The organism is Streptomyces sp. NBC_00237 (assembly GCF_026342435.1).
Taxonomy (GTDB): Bacteria; Actinomycetota; Actinomycetes; order Streptomycetales; family Streptomycetaceae; genus Streptomyces.
Genome location: NZ_JAPEMT010000002.1, coordinates 358,658 through 383,710 on the forward strand (window position 1 = coordinate 358,658; position 25,053 = coordinate 383,710).

Sequence of the window (25,053 nt, forward strand, 5' to 3'; positions counted from 1 at the left end):
ACGAAACGGTCAGTCGGTGGCGCCCAGTCCAGCGCCGTCCCTCACCCCGGCCACGAAGAGCGACCAGGACGCAGCCCCGAAGACGAGCGCGGGCCGCTCGGGGTCCTTGCTGTCACGCACGGGGACGACACCGGGAAACCGATCGGCGACCTCGACGCACTCGCCACCATCGGTGTTGCTGTACGAACTCTTGCGCCAGACAGCGGTGCTCAAGTCGAGGGATCGCACGGTAGGTCCTCCAACATGTCCGTGATGAACTTCCGCGACTCCGCCGGACTCAGGGCCAGGTCGCGCACCACATCATAGGCACGCTGCATGCGCTCAACTTGCCCTGATTCCTGGACCAGTTCACCCCGGAAGTTGTTCTCGGTGTACGCGAACGGCTGCCCGTCCGCCATCCGCAGAAACATCACGGACGTACTCATCAAATGATGCAGCCCAGCCTCCAACGGCAGTACATGCAACGTGACGTTGGGCCGGTCGGCCGCCTCAACCAGGTGCTCCAACTGCTCCCGCCACGCCCGCGCATCACGCAGCGGAGTCCGCAGGACGGTCTCCGACAGGATGGTACGGAAGTGAGGGGCCTGGTCACCCTCCAGCAGCTGAGCCCGCCCGACCCGAGCCGCCACCTGCTGGTTGAGCTCGTCGCCCCGCAGACCGCCCGCCGCGAGGGCCTCCCGCGCGTACGCCTCCGTCTGCAACAACCCCGGCGGCGCACTCACCGCGTAGTGCCACAGGCTGACCGCCTCCGCCTCCAACGTCATGTACTGCCGGTACTGCTCCCGGAACTGGGTCGTGTCCCCCACCGCCAGCTCCCACAGCGCGAGCAACATCCCCGGCGTCCCGTAATGCTGGTCCAGCGCCTGTACGACCTCGGGCCCGCCCAGCGTCTCCCCACTCTCCATCTTCCCGAACAACGACCAGTCCCAGCCCAGCACTTCACCCACCTTGCGCAGACTGTCGCCCCGCTCAGCTCTCAACCGCCGCAACTCCTCCGCGAACCGCACCCGCGGCTCCTGACTCCGACCGGTGATCACCCGTCTCGTCGGCATCGTGTCGACCTCCATGGCTCTGTGGAAGGTGTGGAGCTAGTTCCAGGGGAAGGGAAGTTCACGCCAAAACGGGCATTCCAGCGTCGACCGGGGGTCACTCTCGTAGTGCCCAGCAGATACGCAGAGTAGTCCAACTCCCTTGTCCACCACAGGCGTTGGCCGTACGGAGCGGAGCAGAACATGGCAGCGAACCACCACCCCTCGGCACCAAATCCCGACGACCCCACGGTGGTCCTGCGCTGGAACTACGACCCCCGCTCAGTCGCCCTGGCCCGCGCCGAACTCCGCAAGACCCTGGCCGACTGGGGCCTGACACCCCTGGAGGACCCGGCCACCCTGATCCTCTCCGAACTCCTCACGAACGCGCAGCGCCACGGCCGCGTCCCCGGCCGCGAAATCGAAACCCGGTTCTCCCTCTTGCCCGCCCCCGGCCCCACCGGAATCCGCCTGGAAGTCCACGACGCATCCCCGCACGACCCACACGTACGCACGCCATCCCCGGACGACTGCGAGGGCCGCGGCCTCTTCCTCGTCAACCTCCTCGCCACCCACTGGGGAATCACCCCCCGCAACGGCCCCGGCAAACTCCTCTGGGCTGAATGCATCCACCCATTGCCCCCATCGACCCCCGCCAGTTGACCGCAGCAGCGCCTCCGCAACGGCCCCGGTCACGGAAAGGCACCATCACCCGGTCCTCACGAGTACGTCGAATTCCCATGACGGCACCTGCATCCAGACGACCAACACCAAGGCAAAGAACGCCCCACACAACACCCAAACCGCCTTCCACCGCCTACCCAAAGCTGCCGACGTCACCAAAAGGATCACGGACGAAACCAGACAGAAACGCGCTCCCGCCACAGTATGTGGATCGTTCGTAGGCCCTACTTCAATGCCCACAACGAAGGTTCCGAGGACAGCATGCATACCGCGCTGAGAAACAGCCCAATGACAATGGCCACACGCAAGAGCACCCCAACTGGTCTGTCGCACTGGTTGATCCACGACGAACTTCGGTGTCTGACTACTCCGTTACAGCCGAAGGTCTGTCCATTCGCCGTCGGGCAGCACCCTCGCGTCTTCATGCCTGCACCTCAGCACCCCGGCCTACGGCAGGGATGGGACCCTCACGATGATGCGCACTCACAACGAAGCCGAAGTCGGCGAACTGTTGCACCAACGCGGCTGGCGGACAGAGTTCACGGTTGCCGAAAGGGTAAGCACCCGGGCCGAACTGACGAGCCTGGTCGAGCACGGATACGGCGACACCATCGACGAGTACACCAACAACCTCTACTGCCGGAACTGGCTCCACGAAGCGTGGATTCTGCTGGACGACCACATAGTCCAGCTCTGGACTCCGAGGATCAAGGCAGTGGACGACCAGTTCAGGGCGACAACTGTCGCGGACGACGGCCAGGCCCTCGGGAAATTCCACAAACCACCCCACCCAGATCTGTGGTGGTGGCGTCGCCACCCCCGCCTCCTCACCGGAAACCTGGGCGACTCCCTCCGCTCAGTCGTCCTGGCCCGCGCCGAACACGGTTCAGGTCTGACCATCTGGCGCCAGTCCGGTTTGACGCTCCACCCGCGAATTCAACCTGAAGAGCAAGCAAGAGCCCACCGGGATGGGACCGGCGGGCCCTCGTTCATGCTCCTACGCTTGGGATCAGAGCCCGGATCCAGCCTCTAACCAGCACACATCATCCGCTTCGAGGTTGCCCTGATCGCTACCGATAGGAATCTCCGCCATCGGCCCCCAAGAGCGGGGCGTAAGAATCCCCGAATACCGCATCACACATGCCTCTCGCCAGGCGATGGATCGAGGTTCAAAGATTAGCCGCCAAATGTGCGGCCGCGTTGATTAGATCGTCTATATCGCTGAACTTCTCCTTCTGGCTGGGTGTCGAATGTGACCAGAGAGAATATCCCTCGCCGGAGGGCCTAATGAAGATCTCTCCCGCCTCATTAGTCCGGCTAGATTTCGCCAACCCCAGAGTCCAATGAGAAAAGAAGGGAAACATTTCGCGAAATCTCTCATGAGCATGAAGCTTCAGCAAGAGTTCCCTGTAAGCCTGGAATGAATCATCACCTAGCGTGATCTCCCATTGCGTTTCGACTTCATTTCCCTCTTCATAAGCCAGGCTCAGTCTATCGAACTCCATGAAAGGGAAACGCGAGTGGAGTGCTTGAAGAGTTACTCCCTGCTTCCAGGCGTGAAGCACCTCAGCCGCCTCGACAAGGTCGGTTGTACTCCCACTCGCCCACACGAACCGATGATCACTGTCTAGGCTAATAGAAAACCTACGCTTATCCTGCCCTAGGATGATTCGCATTTCTCCACGAGGTGATTGGAAAGCAGCAACGCTCCAGTCCCGGACGTCTAGCTCAGGGAGCTCAGAAGCGGGGCCCACATCGATCCGGAGACCGCGCGCTACTGCGATGACGGACTCTTGCAGTCCGCCCTGTTCGATCAGATCTGCGTAATAAGCGTGGTCAAAATCGCGGGATTCATCGGTTCCGGAATCATCGGGTGAGTTCATATCAGTTTCCTTGCGAGTCGGCCCGCCAGCGGGCTGGGGTCTGCGAATTCCACAGCCCGCTGGCGAGTGGGAACTAGTCGGCAAATTCGAGGGTCCAAGCGGTTGACCACTTACCCTCTTGCCACTTCGGCTCTACGACCTTTACGGGCCCATTCCGGTCATAGAACTGGATCTTATTCCAGGATTTCCGCCCAGCTATTACAGCTCTGGACAGCCAGGCCATCTCCTGCTCGGTGGCGTCAACCTTACCGCCTGCAAGACCTCGTGTAGCCATCCCCTGGAAGCCACCAGTGAATTGTTCCGTCTGCACATGGATAACCGTGTCAGGGTCATCGATGGCCTTCCTTACATGAATACTCCAATCGTCAATATACTTGGGGTCCATGTAGTGCGTAAATTTCTTCTTGTTGGCCCAGTTCGCTGTCCCCGCCTTTTGGTAGCCGAGTGCGACATCAGCGGGTGCGCCACCGGCAGTCACCTTGGGCGGAGTCCCGCCCTGACTGGATGAAGAACCTCCGCCGCTGGGATTCTCCATTTTGGCGATGCCATTGCCTAGGCGCATGGCGCCGTCAACCGCCAACCCGGCTCCAGCGACAACAGCTCCGGCCCCGGCTGCGACACCAGCTGCGCCAGCTACGCATGACGTGCCGATGGACGGGACCGCGCCTGCGACGCATAGTCCAGCCGAGCTGACTACCAACGCGGCTCCGCCGAACATGCCAGCGACTCCGCCGACAGTCTCGACGGTGCCCACCAGCGCCTCCCCAAGGGCGTCGGCGTTGTGGTCGATCCACTCTCCGGCAGCGTCCAGGGCATCGGAGCACACGTCGCACCAATCATGTCCGTCGAGTTCGACGCGACTGGTGGGGTTGCCACCGGTGAAGGCATACCGGTTGCCGGTCATGGGGTCGGTGCTCAGCCCCATGTCGGCGAGGGCCCCGTTGTACATGTCCCGGCTGGTGAAGCGGTTGAGTCCGGGGCTGTAGTTGCGGAAGCCCATGTCGTACGTTCCCGAGGCTGCGTCCCATCGCTTGGAGTTGAAGCGGTAGGGGTTGTACGCGTCCTTGGTCGGGTTGGTGGCCGAGGGCTTGTCGATGCCGGTGAAGTCGGACGTGTCGTCGGAGCCGTAGGCGGTGTAGCCGTACGTCGCCTTCGCGTTTCCGTCTGCGCCGGTCAGGGTTTCGACGTCGGTGTGGCTGTTGTAGCCGTAGTACGACTCGTCCGTCGTCGTGCCGTCGGCCGCGTGCTTGACCTGGGAGAGGCGTTCGCCCCACGGGCTGTACTGGTAGGACGCGGTGAGCTTGGTGGCGACTTCCTCGGTGAGGACTTCGCCGGACATGCCCAGGTAGTTGTACTCGGTCTTCTTCCCGTCCTCGGTTTTGGAGGTGGTGCGGTCGAGGGGGTCGAAGGCGTACGTGGTGGACTTCAGGGCACCGGTGGCGTCGGCCTTGTCGTGCTTGATGACGTGGTCGAAGCCGTCGTAGGTGTTCTTCTCGATGACCTGGGTGCCGGACTTGACGGAGTCCTGGCGGCCGAAGGGGTCGTAGATGTGGTCGGCGACCGCACCCCCGACCGTGGTCTTCAGGAGACGGTTGCGGTCGTAGCCGAAGGTGGTCGTCTTGCCCTTGACGGTCTGGGAGATGACGTTGGCGTTGTCGTCGTGGATGTACGTCTCGACGCCCGCGCCGTTGCCGGTCTTGGTCGCCGTGGCGAGGCGGTCGGCGGGTTCGTAGGTGTACTTGGTGGTGGAGGACAGGAGCTTCGTCGCGTCGTCGGCGTTGCGCTTCTGGGCGACGTCCTCCGCCTTGTTGCCGTTGGCGTCGTAGGCGTAGGCGTGGTCGGAGATCAGGGTCCCGTCGGGCTTCTTCTCCGTCTGGGTCTTGAGGGCGCCGTCGAGGTAGTAGGTGTAGCCGACGACGTTCTTGTTGCCCTTGATCTCCTGCTTCTTCTGGCCCCGGTCGGTGTAGTCATAGGTGGAGACCTTCGCCGCCGGGTCCGAGGACGACTTGCCGACCGTCACCGTCTTGACCAGCTCGCGCAGGTCGTAGGTGTAGGAGGAGAACTGGTCGGGGTGGGTCTGGGTCTTGGGCTGGCCGTTCTCGTCGTAGGCGTAGGCGGTCTTCTTCTTCTCCTGGCCCGCGAGGGCCTCGGTGACCGTTTCGACCTGGTTGAGGCCGGTGTAGGTGACCGTGTAGGCGTCGATGCGGCGGCCGGAGGAGGTGTCGTCGACCGAGGTCAGGTTGCCGTTGACGTCGTAGGCGTAGTCGAACCGCTTCTTCTCGACGTCCGCCTCGGCGGAGTTGTCGCGGACCAGCTTGACGCTGTCCGCGGCGACCGTGCCCGCACCGGATTCGGCGAGCTTGAGGTGGGCTTCGGTGCCTTCCTTGAAGTCGTAGTCGCCGATCTTGACCCAGCCGTCGGTGTTCGTCCGCTGGTCGACCTTGACGTTCGTGGAGCCCTTGGCGTGGGAGAGGGAGTACGTCGCGGACGGGGAGGCCCCGGCCACCTTCGGGTACTTGACGTACGCCGCGTACCGGCCGTCCTTGGGAATGTTCAGCGTCCACTGGAAGGCGTCCGTGCCCATGCCCGGGGCGTGGACGTGGTCGCGGCCCAGGGTGCTCTTCCACTCCGGTGCGCCGGTGGCGGAGACGTTCTGCTTGTCGGTGTTGTTGACGAGGACGACCGACGTGCCGACCGGGATGCCGCCGTCCTGGAGGGACTTGAGCTTGCCGTCCGGGAAGTGCTCCCAGGTCATCGTGCGCTGCGAGGAGCCGCCCGCCGAGGTGAGGGTGCGCTTCGTCTGCTGGCCGAGGTTGTCGTAGTCGTACTCCGTGAGGATGTCCCACGGGTCCTTGGCCGACTTCACCCAGCCGGTGTCGTAGTAGGTGTAGGTGGTGTCGTTGCGGGTGGTCTCGCCGGAGCTGGGCGGCATGGAGACCTTCGCGACGCGGCCGACCGAGTCGTAGGTGGTCTCGGTGAAGACCTTCTTGTTGTAGCGGGCGTCCTTGGGGTCGTAGGGCTGGATTTGCCGCCACGGTCGGTTGAGCTTGTCGTAGACGGTTTCCGAGGTGAAGTCGTCCGCGTTGTCCGTGGTGGCGACGCCGCGCGGCGAGAAGGTTTTGATGCGGTTGCCGACCTGGTCGTAGCCGAACTTGGTCTCCCGCGTGACGTCCGTGGCGTGCGGGGTGCGGATGACTTCGAGCTTGCCGCGCTTGTCGAAGTCGCGGATGACCTTGTTGCCCTCGGCGTCGATCGCGGCGACCGGCAGCGAGTCCTTGTCGTACTCCTGGCGGCTGGTCTTGCCCGCGGCGTCCGTAGTCGCGATGACCCGGTGGTTGAAGTCGTAGTCGGTCTTGGTCGTGTAGTCGTCGGCAGGGGTCTTGTTCTTCTTCGGGTCGATGACCCTGACCGGGTTGCCGACGCCGTCGTAGAGGTAACTGACCTTGTCACCGGCCGCGTTGGTGACGTCGGTGAGCTGGTAGATCTCGTCGTAGGTGTTGGTGGTGACGTAGTCCTTGGCGTTCGCTGTCGTCGCCGTGCCCTTGGGCTCGGTCGTTGACGTGAGGTTGCCGACCTTGTCGTAGGTGTACGTCGACTCGCGCTTGGCGGAAGTGGCCGTGTCCTGCGGGGCCGTGGCCGAGACGATCTGGTCGGCCTTGTCGTACACCGCCGTCGAGATCGCACCGTTGATCGCCTTGGACTTGAAGACGTTGTCGTTGGCGTCGTAGTCCGGCGGGAACGTCGTCAGGACGACATTCGCTTCCTTCGGGATCGTCGAGACCAGGGGACGCCCGTAGGTGTCGTACGTCTGCGTGGTCTTCTTGCCCAGCGCGTCGATGACCGACGTGACCTGGCCACGCACGTCGTACTCGGTGGTGGTGACGTGGTTCTCAGCGTTCGTGGTCTTGCGCGGGTAGCCGGTGGGGGTGAAGTCCGACGTCAGGGTCGCGTTGCCGTTGGCGTCCGTCGCCCTGGTGAGCTGGCCAAAACCGTCGTACTCGTACTTCGTGGTGAAGTCGTCTTCGACCCCGGCCGTCTCCACGCCCTTCGGGTCGGTGACCTTGTTGAGGTTGCCGAACCCGTCGTAGCCGAACTGCCAGGCACGGCCCTCGGCTGACGTCTTCTTCACCAGGTCGGCCGCGTAGCCGTCGACCTGGGTCTTGTACTGGTAGCGGACCGAGTGGGCCGGGAAGACGTCCGGGCCCGCGCATTCCGCTGCGGTGGGGATGCCTGCTTTGTTGTCCTCGGCGCTGCGTTGCCAGATGGGGAAGCCGGTCTTGGGGTCGTAGCAGTAGGCGGTTTTGGCGCCGTTGTTCTCCTCGATGAGGGTGACGTTGTGGTCGTCGTCCCAGGTCATTTTGGTGGTCTGGGACTTAGCGTTCGTCACCGTGGTGGCGCGGTCCTGGCCGTCGGTGACGTAGGTGGAGGTGTGGTTCTGGGCGTCGGTGACCTTGGTGGTGCGGCCGCTGCCGGTGGGGGTGTAGGCGAAGGTAGTCGCGCCGCCGAGGCGGTCGGTGAGCTTCGTGGTGGACCAGCGGTACCCGGGGTCGCGGTCGTAGGCCACCGTGGTGGCATTGTTCCGGGGGTCGGTGACCGTGGTCAGCTTGACGTTCTTGGCACCCTGGGCTGTGTCGTAGCCGAACTTGAAGATCTTCGGGTGTGTGGTGCCGTCACCGTCGGTGAGACGGCCCAGTGTGCCCTGCCGGGTGTAGTGGAAGGTGATCTTCCGGCCGGAGATGTCGGTCATCGACTTCACGTGGTCGTAGATCTTCGGGTCCCACAGCACCGATGCCTTGGCGATCTCGCCGTTCGCCTCGATGTACTCGTAGGTCGCATCCCCGGGCAGGTAGTAGTCCAGCTTCAGGGAGCTGCGCCCGGCCGGGTCCTTGATCTCCTTGAGGAACTTGATCCAGCGGTTGCCGGAGTCGCGCACCTCGTAGACGTACGTCTGGACGTTGTTGTTCTTGTCGATGACCTGGCGGAGGTAGCCGTCGCAGTCGATCTGAAAGCGGGTGCCGTCCGGGCGGGTCATCGTCCAGGCGTCTGTCACCTCGTCCATGCCGTCGGTGCAGGTCACACCGGCCTTCGGCTTGAGGAGGTAGTGGTAGCCGGCCGAGGAGCGCCAGGTGCCGTCGCCCTGTTTGCGGAAGATGTGCTGGGTGCCGTCGCCGTCGGTGATGTAGACCTCGCCCGGTGCGCTGTCCGGGTGGAAGTCGAGCATCGTGCCCAGCCGCATGGGGCCGGAGGCTTGGGCGGACCAGCCGTTGCCGAGCTGGGTGTCGGCAGTGTCCTGGGCGTTGTAGGACAGGCGCAGGAAGGTGTTGAGGCCGCGGCCGGGGTTGTTGAAGGCGTTGTAGGACCACACGCCGTTGCCGGAACCGAGGTTGGACATGAAGGTGGAGCCGGCGCCGGTGTTCTTGCCGGTGTAGGAGTGGTACTTCTCCATGCCCAGGCGGTCGGCGGTCGGGTCCTCGACGGCGACGGGCTGTTCCAGGCCGCCGATGCTGTCGGTCTTGGAGAGCCAGGTGCTGGTCGTGGGGTTGAAGACGTCCCAGATCAGGGTGTGGCCCTCGCGCCGGTTGCCCTCCACCAGGGGGGACTTGACCGTCGCCTTGACGACCGCCTTCTCGCCGGGGAGCAGGGCGGGGATGTCGGTGCGCAGGTTCAGGGCGGGGCTGTCGGCCAGCTCGGAGCCGTCGGGCAGGGCCCAGCGGTAGGAGAGCTTGCGTTCACCGGCCGCCCAGGCGGTGTCGCTGGTGTTGGTGAGGGTGACGTCGACCGGGTAGGTGTTGTCCTCGGTCATCCGCTGCGGAGTGTGCGGGGCGTAGTAGGTGTTCCACGGGGTGGAATCGATGTAGATGACGCGCAGTTGGGGACGCAGGCGCTCCTCTGCTGCTTCGCCGGACAGGAACATGGTGCGTTCCTGCGGGGCCGTCGCCGCCTCGTTGGCCAGCTTGATGACCACGCCGGTGTTGGGTGTCGCCTTCTCGACCCACTTCTGGGTCAGCGAGGTGGCGTCCCAGGTGTGGCGGCCGACCTCGCTGGTGATCCCACCGACCGAGTCGGAGACCACGGGGCCGAAGTCACCGCCGGGCTTCGTCCAGCGGGTGGTGGCGTTCGCCTTGTTCCAGGTCGCGGCCGTCTCCGCGAAGTCCTTCGACAGGGGCGCGAGGTCGTAGGTGGCGCCCTTTGTGCCGGTGGTGGTTTCCGCGCCCCACAGCTGCACCTGCGACTGCAACACGGTCGCGGTGTCCGGGATCGACGTGGTGGGGAACTGGAAGGCGCTGCGGGTCGTTCCATGGGTGGTGGAGTTGTTGCCGACGCTCAGCCACGCCTGCTGCACCGCACTCGGCAGCGCACCGTCCGCGGGCAGCTTGTCCAGGTTTACGTCCGGCTTCGACGAGGACAGCGTGGTGTCGGCTGCGGCGGGCAGGATGCGCAGGGTCCGCCCCGCCTTCGGCACGCCGACGTCGCGGACCGGGGAGCCCAGGAGCTTGCCGCCCTTGGTCTTCACCGCGATCTGGTAGTAGTGCGTGCGCCCGATCTCGTTCGCACTAGCGGGAGGGGTCGGGGTGGCCGAGACGTCCGTGTACAACGTGGCGTCCTTGGCCACCGGGGCGACCAGGGTGTCCGGGCCGACCGTGAAACCGGGGGTCGCGGAGCGGTGGACCTGGTACTCGACCAGGTCGTTCGCCACGTCGCCGGTGGTGTTGGTGTACGCGGCCCAGGACAGCTCGGGGCCGCTGCCGTGCACCACGGTCGGCTCACTCAGCTCCGTGCCGATGGCACCGAAGGTGACGGTCAGGCGGGGGAAGTTGGCCGTTTCGCCGTCGTAGTTGCCGTCCGCCGACTCATAGCGCGGGCCGCCGAGCGGGCCGGTGGCCGACTCGTCGACCGCCTTGACGACGAAGCCGTGGTTGGCGGCGGTGCCGTCCACCCACTTCTGCACGGTGTCCTTCACCGGGAACCGGTGCCAGGTACTGTGCTGGCCCTTGGTCTTCACGACCTGCGCGTCGGCGACCAGGCGGACTGAGCCCGCGAGGGTGCGCTCGTCCTCGTCACCGCTGTCGCCGAGCACGATCTTCCCGGCGGTGCCGCGCGCGAAGTCCACCGGATCACCCAGCGGCGACCAGTTTCCGGCCTTCGCCTCGCTCTGGTCGACGACGGTCTTTGTCGACCCCTTGCTGCCGGTGACCGTGTACGGAGCCTCGGTCGCCGCGTTCTCCAGGTCGGTCCCGGGGAAGCGGGCCTCGACCCGGTACTTACCGGACTCGGGAACGGTCGGCTGCCAGGAGTACGTCTCCCCCTTGGCCGCGTTCTGGTTGTACGCGAAGTCTCCGCCGGTGCCCTGTGCCTTGGGCCACTCGCCGACCGCAGCCGTGCTGGCAGGCACGTCAGGACCCGCCTGCACCGAGGTGCCCGACACCTCGCCCACCAGGGCGTTCGTGTTCGTCCAGGTCGCCGTCGACTCGTCCCACGCACCCGTCGCCCGGTGCGCGGCCAACGGCACATCGTTGGCGTTGCTGGCGTGGACCTGGTCGAAGTACAGGCCCAGGCGCGCCGCGTCGATCTTGGTTCCGGCCGGGATCTGGTCCAGCGGGAACTTCAGCAGCGAGCGGGCCACGCCCGCGCCGGTCTTACCGACCGACATCTTCCAGGACGTCCCGAAGTTTTCCTCCGGGGTGTCGGACAGGACCATCGTGTCCTGCGACTGGCCCGGAAGCGGAGCCACCGTGAGCGTCGGGTCGACCGTCACCGGATACTGGCGGGCCGGGTCGGCCAGCCACTTTGCGTCCGGGGTGACGGTCAGCTTCCAGCCCTGGCCGTCCCGGGCCAGCTTCTGGGTGACCTTGTCGGTGCTGACCTGCCCGTACGCGGAGGTCTCCGACTTCTTGGAATCCGTCATGAACGGAGCCGGGATCACCAGCACCGGGTGCTTCGAGGTCTCCCCGAAGAACGCGATCGACCCGTCCTTACGGGCCTTCGGCGTCAGCCCATCCGTACTCAAACGGAAGCTGAAGGAAAGCGGCGTGCCCGGCTTCTGCGCCAGGACGATGTTCTCCTTCACCTGGCCCGCGCCCACCTGGTAAACCAGGTCCGCACCCGACTTCGGGTCCTTGTAGGTGACCGTGTCACCCTTGACCGAAGGCGCCAGATCACCCGACGGGCCGTCCAGGCCCAGGGTGACCGACCGGCCGCCCCCGACCTCGTACCGCAACAGCTCCTTCGCCGTCCGGCCGAAGTAACTCGCCGCCGTGTTCGTGGTGTTGGACAGCTCCTTCCCGGACGCACGGACCGACGTGTCGATCGGCTTCCAGGCCGAACCCTGCCGGTAAGACGTCGGGAAGGCCGACAGTTCCGCCTCCACCCGGCCGTCCGAGAGCTGCCAGAAACGGGCGCTGGACGTGCGCTCGCCGGTCAGCTCCTTGACGCGCTTGGCCTTCGGAGCGTTCTCGCCCTTCGGGAGCCGTTCCCTGCTGGGGATCTCCAGCTTGCCGCCGGGCGGCGGCTTCTGGTCTTCCGGGTCCTCGTCGTCTCCGCCGAACCACCCCGAGACGGTGTCCGCGAAGCTCTTGCCGTCTCCGTCGTCACCGCCCCCGGGAGCCGGTGCCGCATAGGCGATCTGCGGAAGCGCAGTCCCCAGCACGGCCGAGACGACGAGGGCGGCGATGAATCTTCGGTGCCGAGTCCTCACGTAGTCAACTGCCTTTCCCCCAGCCGCAGTTGACCCCATGGGTGCATGCGGGCAGGGCTCAGCACTGCCGTGGGAATCTCCCGGGCAGTGAAGTGGAAGAGCGAGTTCTACGCATGGGCATGCCATGCCGTCAACCGGTCGACGATGTCCGACAGTTGGCACTATTTCCGAGAGCTGGATTCTCGGGCTGGGCTGTTGTAGAACCGTTCGGCTCAGCCCCCGACGACAACCGAAGGTCCTCCATGTCCACAGCGACCGAACCCCGGCCCTCGACCGATCCCGCCGACCCGACGGACACCGCCGAAAACCGGTCCAGCCGTCCAGGCCGCCATGCCCGGCTCCTCGCGACCGGCGCCCTGCTTCTGCTGGCCGCTGCCGCCGCGTACGCCATCTACGTGCTGACCAGCTCGGACAACCCGGCCGAGCCGCCCGTCCCGACAGCAGCGGTCACGTACTCCGTCACCGGCACCGGCACCGCCGACATCACCTACCTCGCCACCAGCGAGACGGGCACCGCCACCACCGAGAAGGCGGCGGCCCTGCCCTGGAAGAAGACGGTTCAGGTGCCGCTGGGGCAGGAACCGGTGGTGAAGATCCAGCTGCCGCAGCAGGGGGGCACCGCCACCTGCGCCCTCGCCGTACGCGACCAGCACCAGCAGCGGGCCACAGCTTCAGGGCCGTACGGGCGGACGACGTGCGCGGCAGTGCTCCCGGCCGAGGGGCGCTAGGCGCCGAGTGGGGTCGCGGGCTCCGTCAGTCGATGCCGTCGGTGGTACGACCAGGTCACCGCCGCCAGGAGTGGGCCCCACAGCAGGAGTGGGGCGTAGGCGGCGAGGAAGACGGCTTCGCCGAGTGAGATGCGGGGGTCCGGTCTGGGGGCGGTGAGCAGCCCGCCGAAGAACAGGACCCACCACAGGAAGGTGACCACGAGGGCCCCCAGCGAAGCGGCGAGGACCGCGCGTCTGTGGTTGACCGGGCGCCCTCCGAGGCGCGGAATCCAGCGCGGAAAGACCTCTCCCCAAGGGCGCACCAGGCCGAGCGTGAGGTACGACGCGGTCTCGGCGACCGCGCCGATGAATAGGACGTACGCCAGGGCGAGCAGCGCGGAGTCGCCGGGGAACGCGGCCAGGAACTCCTCGCGCTCCATCACCCCGACCGGCACCCCCAGCACGAGCGCGATGCGCCACACCCCGGAGGGGATCGTCGACCAGGCCGCGACATGGGCGGCGCGTACCGCCCACCGCGAGGGCGGTGGGGCGCAGGGGGCGGGCGGGGCGGGAGCTGTCGTCGTCATGACCTGAATGTCGCGCACCGCCCGGCTCCGGCACGTCGTGCCGAGTGATGATCGCCCTCCGTCGCACGGGGGAGGGCGGGGCTCAGAGACGTACGGGGAGGGACTGCAAGCGCCACGTGCCCGGGTCCATGGCCCGTCGGGCCTCCCCCGCCCGTGCCAACTCCGGGAAGCGGCGCAGCAGTCCGGTCAGGGCTGCCTCCGTCTGGATGCGGGCCACCGATGCCCCCAGGCAGAAGTGCGGGCCGTGGCCGAAGCCCAAGTGGGGGGTGGTGGGGGTGGTGCGGCGTACGTCGAGGTGGCCGGGGGTCGGGAAGGCTCGGGGGTCGCGGTTGGCGGAGGCGACGAGTGCGGTGACGGCCTCGCCCTTTGTTATGCGTACGCCGTGCAGGTCGGTGTCCTCCGTCGCGTAGCGCGGGATGGACAGGAGGGTCGGGCCTGCCCAGCGAGTCAGTTCGTCCACGGCTCCCGGTGTGAGGGAGGGGTCCGCGCGGAGTGCGGCGAGCTGGTCGGGGTGGGAGAGGAGGGCGTCGATCGCGTTGGTCACGAGGGGGGTGGGTGACTGGCCCGCGAGGACGACGTGCCAGATCAGGGTCACCATTTCGACGTCGGTGAGGCGGTCGCCGTCCTCGTCCTGGGCGCGGATCAGGTCGGTGAGGAGGTCGGCGGGCACGTCGGTGGGCGGGGGTTGGGTGGCGTGGGCGAGTTCGGCGCGCCTTCGGGCTACCGCTTCCTTTGCTCCTCGTACGATCCCGGGGATCGCCGCCGCGAAGTTGCCGCCTGCTCCGGCCGCGACCGTCGCTCCGTACGTCCGCCATGGCGCGCGGTCCTCGTGCGGGATGCCGACCCATTCGCAGATCACCTCCATGGGGAGGTGCAGGGCGAAGTGGGCGAGGAGGTCGACGGAGCCGTCGGCGGGTGAGGTGTGGGCGGTGAGTTCGTCGAGGAGGCGGTCGACCGTTGCCTCGATGCGCGGGCGGAAGGCGGCGGCGCGACGTGCGCTGAAGGCGGGGGTGACCAGCCTGCGGAGGCGGACGTGTTCGGGGCCGTTCATTTCCGCCATGGTGCGCATGTAGGGGACGCAGTCGTCCGGGACGTCGGGGCGCAGGAAGCTGTCGGCGCGGATTTCGAAGCGGGGGTCGCTGAGGAAGGCCCGGGCGTCCGCGTGGCGGGTGACGGCCCACATTCCGCCGAAGCCGGGGGCTGCGAGGTGGACCACGCGGGACTGTTCGCGGGCGCGGCCGTAGGTGGTGAAGGGGTCGCGGAGGACTTCGGGGTCGGAGAGCAGGAGTTCGGGGGTGGGGGGAGTCGGGTTGGGCATGGGTGGGGCCTTCCTGGTCGGTCCGGTCGGTCCGGTCGTCGGTTCTGGTCGGTCCTGGTCGGTCGGATGGCGTGACCACATGATGCCATCATCTGGATGGTCTGGGTATCTTGAATTCGTTTACAGGTGTGGTGGGGCGGGTGTGTCAGCCCCGTACGACGAGCGCGGCAGGAGAGTCATGGGCCGGTTGACCAGGGCCGAAGTCCAGGAGATGAACCGGCGGAAGGTTCTTGAGGCGGCCCGGGAGGAATTCGGCGAGCGCGGGTTCCGGGATGCCAAGATCGACCGGATCGCGGAGCGGGCGGGGCTCACGCGGGGGGCCGTCTACTCGAACTTCCCGGGGAAGCGGGCTCTGTATTTCGCTGTGCTGGCGGACCTCGCGGTGCGGGGGGCGGTGGGTCCTCCGGCGGACTCAGTGGGCACGGTTCGGGAGGCTCTTGGGGTGTTGGCCAGGAACCGGGTCGCCCGTTTTCCGCTGTCGGGTGAGGAGAGTGCGGAGAATCCGGCGCGGGATCTGCCGTCGGTGGTGCTGGCTGATGCGCAGACGCGGGAGCCGTATGCGCAGTTGCTGAAGTTGGACGCGATCGTGTTGGGGCTGGCGTTGGAGGGGCTGGCCGCCGGGAGGCGAGGGGGTGGGGGGAGGTTGGTGCCGGTGGCGGAGACGGTGCTGACGTTGTTGCACGGGGCGGATCAGTTGGCGGCGGCTGCGCCGGGGTTCGGGGATCCGTTTCAGGTGGTGGCTGCTTGTGAGCAGTTGGGGGGGCTTGCCTCGGAGGGTGCGGCTGGGGAGTGGGCGCCGCCGCATTTGCCGTACGTGGCGCGGGCGCGGCCTGTCGATGAGGCGTGGGCGCCGCCGGAGGGCGTGACGGATGCGCTGCGGGGGGAAGCGGTGGGGCTCGGGGAGGACGGAGTGGTGGCCGTGCTCGGGCTGCACCGGCTGGAGGCGGTGGAGGAGACGGTGCGGGCGGCTCCGGCCGGGCAGGTGGTCACGGTGGTGCTGGTGACCGGGGAGCCCGGGGAGTTGGGGCCGTTGGCGCGGTTGACGGTGGCGGAGTTGGGGGTGTCGATGCGGCAGGCGTTTCCGAGGGGGGTGTGGCCGGGGGTGCGGGTGGTGCATGACGAGGCGGGAGTGCTGGCGGGGGTGGTGGGGGTGTCGGGGGTGAGTGATGCGACGGAGTGCGCGGTGAGGGTGGAGGGGGGAAGGGTTGTGGCTCGGGGGGAGGGGCGGGGGGCTGGGTATGCGGTGGGGGTGGGTGGGGGGTGAGGGTCCCTGCCGACGTCCTTCTGGCTGGCGGGCCGGTGGTCAGGTCGTGGCGGGGCCCGTGCACGGTGCGGCCGGTAGTGGGGCGGGGCGGGGGTGCTCCGGGGTGGGCCCGGAGCGAGAAGGGCCGCCCCCTTGCCCGCCCGTTCCGCCCCCGGGGGGCGGTCCCGCCGCCCAAGGAGGCTAGGCGAGGGCAGCCAGGGGCGCGGGGAACTGCGCGACCAGCAACGACGCACCCGCACGTATCCGAGACAGCCGCGCGGCCAGCGCTCTAGGTGAAGGGGCGGGGAGGGGCAGCCCGCCGCAGGCGCACCCGGGCGCGGCCCCGAGCGGGCGCCTACACCTCGGCCCTCGGGGTCGGCTCCGCCGACGGTCCCGGATCCGCAGGCCGGGGGCCCGACGGCCCCGGGGCCGAAGGCCGGGGCTCCGACGGCTCCGGGGCCGACGGTTCCGGGGCCAGGGGCCCGGGGGGTGCCAGTTCCGGGAACGGGGGGCGGGGCTTCGGCGGGGCCGGAGCCGGGGACCTCCACACCCGGACGATTCGGCGGGCCGCCAGCCAGAAGGACGTCGGCAGGAAGACCAGGTCCCCCACGATCGTGATCGCCGAGAACATGGGCAGCGCCATCAAGATGCCGATCCCCACATGCGTACTCAGCATCACCACCAGAATCACGTACTTCAGCCGCCTGTTGAACACCAGCGCCGCGAACAGCACCTGCGAGAAGACCGTCACATAGGCCACCACCGCCGTGAAGGTCCCATGACTCGCGATCCACGCCGACAGCTCCGGAAACGTCGAGAAGTCGTCGCTCATCATCGAGTAATAGAGAGCCGAGCCGTCCCGCCACGAAGCGCCCCGGATCTTGTACATCGCGGCCGAGGTGTAGATCACCATCACCTGGAGGGCGATCACCCCCATCCCCGCGTTGTGCAGCACCGTCACCGCGCGCCGCCGCAGTTCCTCCCACTCCGCGCCCCACGGAACGGAACCGACTCCACCCCGTTTCGCCCGCCGCCGGGCATCCAGCGACCAGTAGCGGCCCGAGGCGCAGAAGACCAGGTAGTTGGCGAAGAGCAGGCTGAGCAGGGCCCAGCCGCTGTTGGCCATCGAGCCCCGGATGTAGAAGGCCACGACCACGAACACGAACGCCGGGGCCATCGCCCGCGTGCGCCACCCCAGGGCGTACAGGACGCTGACCGTCAGCGCGACGGCGTACCACCCGTAGAAGACGACCGGGCTGTCGGTCGAGAGCAGCCCGTACCACCAGCTGAAAGCGCCGTCCCAGCCCCGCGCCCGCATCGTCTGCTCGAAGAGCTCCGGCGTGAAGGGCGAGTCCGGACCCCACAGACGGCTCGCGTGCGGGAGTTCGCGCAGCAGGTGGACGACGTACAGGCCCGCGAGTCCGATGCGGATCGCGGCCGCGCTGTACGGGGCGAGGGGGCGCAGCGTCAGGTCGCGCAGGAAGTTCCTCGTACGGGTGCCCGCGTCGACGGCTGTCTCCCGGCCGAGCGCCAGGGCCTGGCGTGTCGTCATCGGGGGACCTTCCAGAAGCCGATCGTCCGGTAGTGCGCCGGGTAGGTCGCGTCCGGGGTCTCGCGGGGCGGGATGCGGGTGGAGCGCACCCGGAGTTCGATCGCGTCGCCCGAGGGCTTGCCCATGTCGTCGAGGCGGGCGCGGACGACGGCCAGCAGGTAGCGCCCGTCGCGGCCGGTGGCCTCGCTCGTCGGATCCGCCGAGGCGCTGGTGCGGTACTGGGAGACCGCGCGGCGCAGTACGAGCTGGTCCTCGATGCTGGGGAGGAGGTCGCCCCGGTAGCGGGCGTTGTCGTACGCAGTGACGTCGATCCACGGGCCGAGCCGCCCGTCCACCCGGGCGCGGACCTCCAGGTGCTGGTTGAAGCGCGACGGGTCGGGGGCGAAGATGTTCCAGTCCTGGGGGAACATCGGCCGCATCCACCAGTCGATCTGCTTCGTGTACGTCTTCGAGACCGGGAAGTCGCTGGCCACGTACAGCACCAGCATCGACGCGTGCACGACCGCGAGGAGCCCGACCAGACCCAGCGCGACCCGGGACAGTGTGCGGCGCACCCCTGTGAGAGGAGTGCCACGTGGGGCGAGGGGGTCCGGTGGGGGTATGGCGGACTCGGCCACGGTGTTCTCCTCCCGTGCCGACCGGCACGTGTGAATCACGACGGGCCCAGGGTATCCGTGGATACTCCCGGGCCCGCCGTGGTGCCGTCACAGCCGACGGCCCTCCGCTCAGTGCGGCTGCACGCGGGCCTTGCGGGTCGTGGAGTTGTGGATCAGGAGGCCGCCCTCGAAGTCCTGGACCAGGCCGGAGAAGGAGTCTCCGCCGCCGGGCGGCAGAGCACCCCGCCTGCTGATCGTGTGTACGTCACCGGTCGGGAAGCCCAGTGCGCCCTTGACTCCGCCGCGCGCCTGCCAGTGGCCGAGGAGGGGAGGCTGCACGGCGTGCGCGCCGGTCTTCGCGGACCAGCAGATCACTCCGCGCTCGAAGGTCTGGCACGTCCCCCTGACGCCGAATGAGTTGACCTCCTGGCGCGGGTCGGACACCGGATAGCCGAGGGTGCCTCGCTCGGCGCGCAGCGCGCGCCACTTGGCGTGCACCGGACCCCACAGGGGGCGCGCCCCGGAGCGTTGCGACCAGTACACGGCACCGTGCTCGAAGAGCTGGTACCGGCCGTTCGCCGCGGCGGCGTGCTGCGGGGAGGTGGCGCAGCCGAGCTGAGCGGCCCTGGCGCGGGCCGCCGCGACGGGGCCGGTCGGCCGTACGGCGCAATCGAAGGCGGCGGTGACCGTGTGGTCCCTGTCCATGGTGAGGGGCAGGGGGTTGCTGTTCGGTACGGACCGGCCGTCGACGGTCCAGCCGGTCAGGGCGCGCGCGGGTGCCGGTACGGCGGTGAGGGTCAACTGCGCGCCGTGGCTGTAGGGAGCCGGTGCGGACAGCTGAACCTTGCCCGCGCCGAGCGGAGTGCCGGTCACCTTGAGGGTGTGCTGCTGAGGCTGGGGGTCCGGCTTCGGCTGAGGATCGGGCTGGGGCTGGGGCTGAGGGTCCGGCTTCGGCTCAGGGTCCGGCTGGGGCTGGGGGTCGGGCTTCGGCTCAGGCTCCGGCTTCGGCTTCGGCTTCGGCTTCGGCTCAGGGTCTGGCTGGGGCTGAGGGTCGGGCTTCGGCTCAGGGTCGGGCTTCGGCTCAGGATCCGGCTGGGGCTGAGGGTCCGGCTTCGGCTCAGGATCCGGCTGGGGGTCGGGCTTCGGCTCAGGATCCGGCTGGGGCTGAGGGTCCGGCTTCGGCTCAGGATCCGGCTTGGGTTCCGGATTCGGCACCGGCCGGAAATTCGCGACCAAACCGTGCCGTGCGTCCACCGTCACCACCAGCGGATTCGTACTGCCGGCGTCCGCACCGTCCAGGGTCCAGCCCACGAACTCCTGCCCCCCGGCCGGAGTCGCCGTCACCGTGACCTTCGTCCCCTTCTCGTACGGTCCGCTCTTCGCCGCCCGCGCCTCTCCCCCGCCCACCGGCGAGGCCGACACGTCGAGCGCGAACAGCTCCTGCGGCGGTACGGGCGGGGTCCGGTAGCGGGACACCACGGGCACGGTGTCCCGCAGAACCCGCGCGTTGTCGTGGTCCGCGTCGCCGAGTGCCTCGCCGCCCTCCGTCGCCGTCGGGCTGGAGTAGTTCATGGCCATGTCGCACGCGTACGAGCACGCGGAGCCGTACCCCATGATCGAGTAGTGCTTCTTGCTGGTGGTCACCCAGCCCCGGTTGTAGGGGAAGACGGGGTTCTTGGCCCAGTTCTCGCCGCGCTGCGTCGTCAGGGTGGCGTCGTCGTGCCAGAGCGCGAAGTTGTGCCCCAGTTCGTGGGCCATGGTCCCGGTGGTGGCATCGTCCACGTCGACCGCGGACCACGCCGAGTCGTCGGTCTTGCGCTCCCGGTACCTGGTGTTGCCCTTCGTCGTGATGCGGTCCTCAGCCAGCGGCTCCTGTGGGGTGTTGGCGATGCCGGAGGTGTACTCGCCGCCCGCCTTGGGCACCTCCGAGAGCACCGACACCAGGTCGGCGTACTGCGCCTCGCGCACCTCGCGGGCCTGTTTGCCCAGGACGCTGGAGGCGTCACCGAGCGCCTCGATCACCGCGCTCGCGTCCTCGTCGCCCGTGTAGTCGGCCTGGAAGAAGTGGTTGAACCGCACCTTCCCCTGCACTCCGGCGTTGCCGAACGCGTCGTTGATCTGGCTCTCCGCGAGGGCGACCCTGGCCTTGAGCGCGGCCTCGCCGCCCGCCTTCTTCAGCGCCTTCGCGGTGTAGCCGACGGCGATGTCCACCACCACGGGATCGGCGGCGCGTGGTGCCGTCCGCCGGGGCTTCGCCCGCCCGCCGGGCGCCTCGGAAGCGGGCACCACCTCGGGAGCGGGCGGCGGCTTGTAGGTGTCGCTCGACTGGAGTCGCTTGCGCCGCAGGTCGACGACTCGTACGTCGCTGTGTCCGGCGTCCGTCGGCAGCAGTTCGTAGATCAGCGAGCCCTGCTTGACGGAGCCCGAGACCCGCACCGTTCCCCCGGAGCACGCGCCGTCCACCACCAGGTAGGCGAGCTGGTCCGGGGCGTCCACGACGTGCCCGGCGACCAGCACCCGGTCCTCGGACTTCCGGTGGGTCACCGTGTCGGCGGTCACCCGGATCCGTACGTCGGCGAAGAGCGGCAGCACGATCTCGTACGCCCCGCGCGGGTCGTCGTCGCACAGCGCGCGGAACGCGCCAGCGGGCACGCCCACCCGGCCCAGCCGCACCACCCACGGCTCCCCCGGCACGGGGTCACCTGCCGCCGGGACACCCTGCGGAATTCCGCGGACCGCCGGGAACGCAACCGCCGACTCCGCGACTCCCGCGGAGAGTGCGCACGCCAACGTCAGCGCGCTCCCGGTCCGCCACCACTGTCTTCGCACTCGTCGTACTCGTCGCACTCGTCGTCCTTCGCGCCACAGGCTCGTACGGGCAGGCCGCGACGGACAACTCCCGCCGGGCACCGCCGGTCCGGCGGTGCCCGCCAGCCAACCGCGCGTACGGGCGCACCGCCCCCCGGGCGAATCCGAATGGGGCAGCACCCCACCCGGCCGGACGCAGCAACGCCCCGGCCCTAGATCTCCCTCGCGGGCCAGTCCAGCATCCGCGCGCCGATGACCGCCGTCTGGAGCGTGTACCTGCGCAGCGGGTCGGACGGGTCGGCCCCGGTCAGCCGGTGGATGCGTTCCAGCCGGTACGTCAGTGCGCGCACGCTCAGGTTCAGCCGCCGGGCCGCCTCGGCGGCGACGCAGCCCGCGTCGAAGTACTCGCGCAAGGTCGCGACGAGGGGTTCCGCCCCGCCGCGCGCCTCCTCCAGCGGACCGAGCGCGCTGCGCACCAGGTCGACGAGGGCCTGGTGGTCCCGGCCCAGTACGGGAAAGACCAGCAGGTCGGCCGCGTGGAGTACGGGCCCCTCCAAGCCCATCCGCTCGGCGAGGGAGAGCGCGCCGAGCGCCTCCTCGTAGCTGTGCACGACGCCGCCCGCGCCCGGGTGCGGGCGGCCGACGGCCACCAGGATGTCGTCGGCCGCGGCGTGCGCCTGCTTGGCGAAGTGGTGCAGGACGTCGGTCTGCTCGCCGGGGGCGATGCACACCAGCCGCCCGTCCTTGCTGGCGACGAGGATGCGGCGGTCGGCGAAGCGGACGGTGAGGGAGTTCTCCACGGCCCGGCTGATCGCGTCGCCGTCCTCGATGGCGTCGGGGCCCTCGGCGACCGCGACGGCGTGGGCGCGGGAGAAGCGGAGGCCGAAGCGTTCGGCGAGGGCGGCCAGGCGGCCCAGGTCGCTGCGGCCGTGCAGCAGGTCGTCGATGAACTCCCGCCGCACGGCCTCTTCCTGACGGACCGCCATGCGCTGTGCCCGCTCGTACCCTTCGGCGACGGCGTCGACGGCCTGCCCGACGGCGGCGAGCACCTGGTCGGGCGAGCCAGACGCCGTACGCGGCCACTGCTCCCTGGTCTCCGTCAGGTACGCGCGGACCACGGCGCGCAACCCGAGCCCCGATTCGGCGGCCCGTTCGCCCAGCGCGCGCCGGGAGTCGAGCTCGTCCCGGTCCAGCCGACGCCCGGTCTCCGCCACCTCGCGCAGGGTCTGGGCGTACCCCTCCACGTACTCCTCGGGTATCTCCCGTTCCGTCACGTCACACGCCCCTCCACCTGCTGTTTGTCACGTACAAGGATCGCAGACGGACGAACGTCCGAGCCTGTGGACGGAATCGGTCCGGGCCAAGAGACCCGTGCGGCCGGCGCTACGGCCGGATGCGGTACGTCTCCCCCGCCCTCGTCGGCACGCCCAGCACTCCGTCCTTCGCGGTGTACGTCGTCGAGCCGCCGCCCGCCCGGACCACCCGGACCCGCCCGGCCAGCGCGGGATGCCGCACCTTCGCCGTGCCACCGGCCGTGGAGGTGATCCGGATCTCCACGGGCCTCCCCTCCTGCCAGTCGACACCGACGGTGAAGCCGCCCCGGGCGCGCAGTCCGTCGTAGGAGCCCTTCGCCGCCCACGCCGAGGGGAGGGCGGGCAGCACGTGGACCGTGCCGTGGCGGCCCTGGAGGAGCATTTCGGCGATGCCGGCGGTCGCCCCGAAGTTGCCGTCGATCTGGAAGGGCGGGTGGGTGTCCCAGAGGTTGGGGAGGGTGGAGGACTTGAGCTGCTCGCCGAGCATCCTGGCGGCGTGGTCGCCGTCGCCGAGCAGCGCCCAGAAGTTGATCTTCCATGCCTTGCTCCAGCCGGTGCCTCCGTCGCCGCGCGCGGCGAGCGAAACCTCGGCCGCAGCGGCGAACTCCGTTCCCGGCTCGATCTGACGGCCCGGGTGGAGCGCGAAGAGGTGGGAGACGTGGCGGTGGGTGTTGGCCGGGTCGTCGACGTCGGCCTTCCACTCCTGGAGCTGGCCCCACCTGCCGATCCGCAGCCCGGGGTCCAGCTTCGTGAGGGTCGCCTTGATCTTCTCCCTCAACTCCCGGTCCACGCCCAGCACTTCGCTCGCCTCGACGGTGTTGGTGAGGAGGTCGAAGACGATCTGCTGGGAGATGGAGGCACCGGCGGTGAACTCGCCCTGTTCCGGCGAGTAGCTGGGCGAGACGACGAGGGTGGCGTCACGCGGGTCGGTGTGGAGGTTGGCTAGCCAGAAGCGGGCGGCCTCCTTCATGGCCGGGTAGGCGCGGGTGCGCAGGTAGGCGCGGTCCCGGCCGAAGAGGTAGTGCTCGTACATCTGCTGGACCAGCCAGCCGTTGGCCTCGGGCATCCAGAAGGAGGTGGACCAGTCGTGGACGCCGGTGTAGCCGAAGGGGTTGGTGTTCTGGTGCACGACCCAGCCTTCGGGCGCACCGAACATCTCGCGGGCGGTCTTTCGTCCTGGCGGGCGGAGCGCGTCCACGAGGTCGTGGTAGGGCCCGGCGGTCTCGGCGAGGTTCGTGATCTCGGCGGGCCAGTAGTTCATCTGGATGTTGATGTTGGTGTGGTAATCGGCGTTCCAGGGTGGGGTGTTGGAGTTGTTCCAGACGCCTTGGAGGTTGGCGGGGAGGAGGGAGCCGGGGCGGGAGGAGGCGATGAGGAGGTAGCGGCCGTAGCGGAAGAAGAGCGCTTCGAGGGCGCGGTCGGCGGGTGACTGGGGGTCGGCCCGGTATCCGGCCAGGAGCTGGTCGGTGGGGACGTCGGCGGGCATGCGCTGGCCGATGTCGAGGCGGACGCGGTCGTAGAGGCGGCGGTGGTCGGCGATGTGGGCGGCACGGAGTCCCTCGTACGGCTGGGCGGCGGCCCGGGTGACGGCGGAGGTGACACGGTCGTGCGGGTCGGTGCCCCGGTAGGTCGGGTGGCGGTCGGCGTAGTCGGTCCCGGCGGAGAAGACGAAGACGGCGCTGTCGGCGCCGGTGACGGTGATGCGACCGCCGCTCTCGGTACGGGTGCCGCCCTGGGCGACGACCTGGACCTGGCCCTCGTACCGCAGGCCGTTGTCGGCGAGCGCGCCCGCGACGGTGATCCGGCCGTTCTCGGCGGCGGTGGAGGCGCCGGACTGGGCGGAGTCGATGCGCAGGGTGAAGGTGACCTGTCCGGGCCGGTCGGCGGTGAGGCGGCCCGCGACGACGCGGCCGGGGTGGCTGGCGAAGTACTCGCGGGTGTACGTGGTGCCGGTCGTGGCGTCGCGGTAACTCACCCCCGCCAGCGCGTTGTTGAGGTCGAGGTGGCGGCGGTACGCGACGGGGGACGCGGGTGCGCCGGGGAGGTCGAGGACGAGGGAGCCGAAGTTCTGGTAGTTGCCGAAGCCGGGGACGATTCCGGCGGGGGTGCCGTAGGTGGGGTTGCCGAGGCGGCGGGACACTTCGTCGGGGTCCATCGACCCCTTCTCGTCGATGATTCTGCGGACCTCGTCGAGGGCGCCGGGCCGGGGCGCGGGCCAGTCGCCGTGGTCGTAACCCTCCTTGCTGCCGGGACCGCCGGTCCACAACGACTTCTCGTTGAGCTGGAGTTGCTCGGTCGCGACGCCGCCGAAGACCTTGACGCCGAGGTCGCCGCTGCCGAGCGGGAGTGCCTCGCGCTCCCAGTGCGTGGCGGGCTTGTCGTACCAGAGGGTGTGCCCTTCGGCGGGCGGCACGGGGCCGGACGGGGCCGCGGCGGCTCCTGGTGCGCGGCCGGTCGGGGCGAGTGCGGTCGGGGCCGTCGCCGCACCGGCCGGGGAGGCGGCAGGCAGCACCGCGCCGGTGGCGAGGACCGTGGACAGAGCGAGTGCTTGGCGCCTGGACAGCGTCATGGAGATCCCTCCAGAGGTCGGATCAATTCCGGGCGAATGTTAGGGGAATTGCCCGGGTGGCCGCCATGGA

General features: G+C 68.6%; 15 protein-coding genes. 4 read left to right on the forward strand and 11 right to left on the reverse strand.

The annotated features are described in order from the left end of the window. Window positions 1-9: 9 nt before the first annotated feature. Both OG897_RS15950 and OG897_RS15955 read right to left on the reverse strand, forming a co-directional pair. Window positions 10-213, reverse strand: coding sequence for a DUF397 domain-containing protein (locus tag OG897_RS15950; RefSeq protein ID WP_323188078.1), 204 nt, complete (start codon window positions 211-213; stop codon window positions 10-12). Beyond that, the gene (locus OG897_RS15955) at window positions 210-1,052 is read right to left on the reverse strand and encodes a helix-turn-helix transcriptional regulator (RefSeq protein WP_266657334.1); all 843 of its coding nucleotides are present in this window, start codon (window positions 1,050-1,052) and stop codon (window positions 210-212) included. The genes OG897_RS15950 and OG897_RS15955 overlap by 4 nt, the downstream gene beginning before the upstream one ends. Window positions 1,053-1,232: 180 nt before the next feature. On the opposite strand from OG897_RS15955, the gene OG897_RS15960 reads away from it, so the two are divergent. Together OG897_RS15960 and OG897_RS15965 are read left to right on the forward strand one after the other, a co-directional pair. Beyond that, on the forward strand, window positions 1,233-1,691 hold the full coding sequence (locus OG897_RS15960) for an ATP-binding protein (RefSeq protein ID WP_266657336.1): 459 nt from the start codon (window positions 1,233-1,235) through the stop codon (window positions 1,689-1,691). Between the two features lie 496 nt (window positions 1,692-2,187). Continuing rightward, entirely contained in the window at window positions 2,188-2,745 is a 558-nt protein-coding gene (locus OG897_RS15965; protein WP_266657339.1) for a hypothetical protein, read from the forward strand. 136 nt (window positions 2,746-2,881) lie between these two features. Here OG897_RS15965 and OG897_RS15970 read toward each other — a convergent pair whose 3' ends face one another. Next, entirely contained in the window at window positions 2,882-3,595 is a 714-nt protein-coding gene (locus OG897_RS15970) for a DUF6193 family natural product biosynthesis protein (RefSeq protein ID WP_266657342.1), read from the reverse strand. A gap of 73 nt (window positions 3,596-3,668) precedes the next feature. Next, complete coding sequence (locus tag OG897_RS15975; protein ID WP_266657345.1) at window positions 3,669-12,290, reverse strand: DNRLRE domain-containing protein; 8,622 nt, start codon at window positions 12,288-12,290, stop codon at window positions 3,669-3,671. A gap of 242 nt (window positions 12,291-12,532) precedes the next feature. On the opposite strand from OG897_RS15975, the gene OG897_RS15980 reads away from it, so the two are divergent. Beyond that, a complete protein-coding gene (locus tag OG897_RS15980; protein WP_266657347.1) occupies window positions 12,533-13,018 on the forward strand; it encodes a hypothetical protein in 486 nt (161 codons plus the stop codon). Here OG897_RS15980 and OG897_RS15985 read toward each other — a convergent pair. Further along, window positions 13,015-13,584: a hypothetical protein gene (locus tag OG897_RS15985; RefSeq protein WP_266657349.1), complete on the reverse strand. Its 570-nt coding sequence runs from the start codon at window positions 13,582-13,584 to the stop codon at window positions 13,015-13,017. The two genes, OG897_RS15980 and OG897_RS15985, sit on opposite strands and share 4 nt — an antisense overlap. An 82-nt stretch (window positions 13,585-13,666) precedes the next feature. Continuing rightward, the gene (locus OG897_RS15990; protein WP_266657351.1) at window positions 13,667-14,902 is read right to left on the reverse strand and encodes a cytochrome P450; all 1,236 of its coding nucleotides are present in this window, start codon (window positions 14,900-14,902) and stop codon (window positions 13,667-13,669) included. 178 nt (window positions 14,903-15,080) lie between these two features. Here OG897_RS15990 and OG897_RS15995 point away from each other — a divergent pair, with 178 nt between their 5' ends. Further along, window positions 15,081-16,166, forward strand: a complete 1,086-nt coding sequence (locus OG897_RS15995; protein WP_266657353.1) for a TetR/AcrR family transcriptional regulator — start codon at window positions 15,081-15,083, stop codon at window positions 16,164-16,166. Window positions 16,167-16,500: 334 nt separating this feature from the next. Here the strand turns inward: OG897_RS15995 and OG897_RS16000 are convergent, their stop codons facing one another. The 5 genes from OG897_RS16000 to OG897_RS16020 form a co-directional block, all read right to left on the reverse strand. After that, window positions 16,501-17,697: an HTTM domain-containing protein gene (locus OG897_RS16000; RefSeq protein WP_266657355.1), complete on the reverse strand. Its 1,197-nt coding sequence runs from the start codon at window positions 17,695-17,697 to the stop codon at window positions 16,501-16,503. Then, on the reverse strand, window positions 17,694-18,251 hold the full coding sequence (locus tag OG897_RS16005) for a DUF5819 family protein (protein ID WP_266657357.1): 558 nt from the start codon (window positions 18,249-18,251) through the stop codon (window positions 17,694-17,696). The genes OG897_RS16000 and OG897_RS16005 overlap by 4 nt, the downstream gene beginning before the upstream one ends. Window positions 18,252-18,422: 171 nt before the next feature. After that, the gene (locus OG897_RS16010) at window positions 18,423-20,987 is read right to left on the reverse strand and encodes a M12 family metallo-peptidase (RefSeq protein WP_266657362.1); all 2,565 of its coding nucleotides are present in this window, start codon (window positions 20,985-20,987) and stop codon (window positions 18,423-18,425) included. Between the two features lie 326 nt (window positions 20,988-21,313). Beyond that, window positions 21,314-22,375: a CdaR family transcriptional regulator gene (locus tag OG897_RS16015; RefSeq protein WP_266657364.1), complete on the reverse strand. Its 1,062-nt coding sequence runs from the start codon at window positions 22,373-22,375 to the stop codon at window positions 21,314-21,316. A 109-nt stretch (window positions 22,376-22,484) separates the two neighbouring features. Then, complete coding sequence (locus OG897_RS16020) at window positions 22,485-24,983, reverse strand: glycoside hydrolase family 95 protein (protein WP_266657366.1); 2,499 nt, start codon at window positions 24,981-24,983, stop codon at window positions 22,485-22,487. Between the last annotated feature and the right edge of the window lie 70 nt (window positions 24,984-25,053).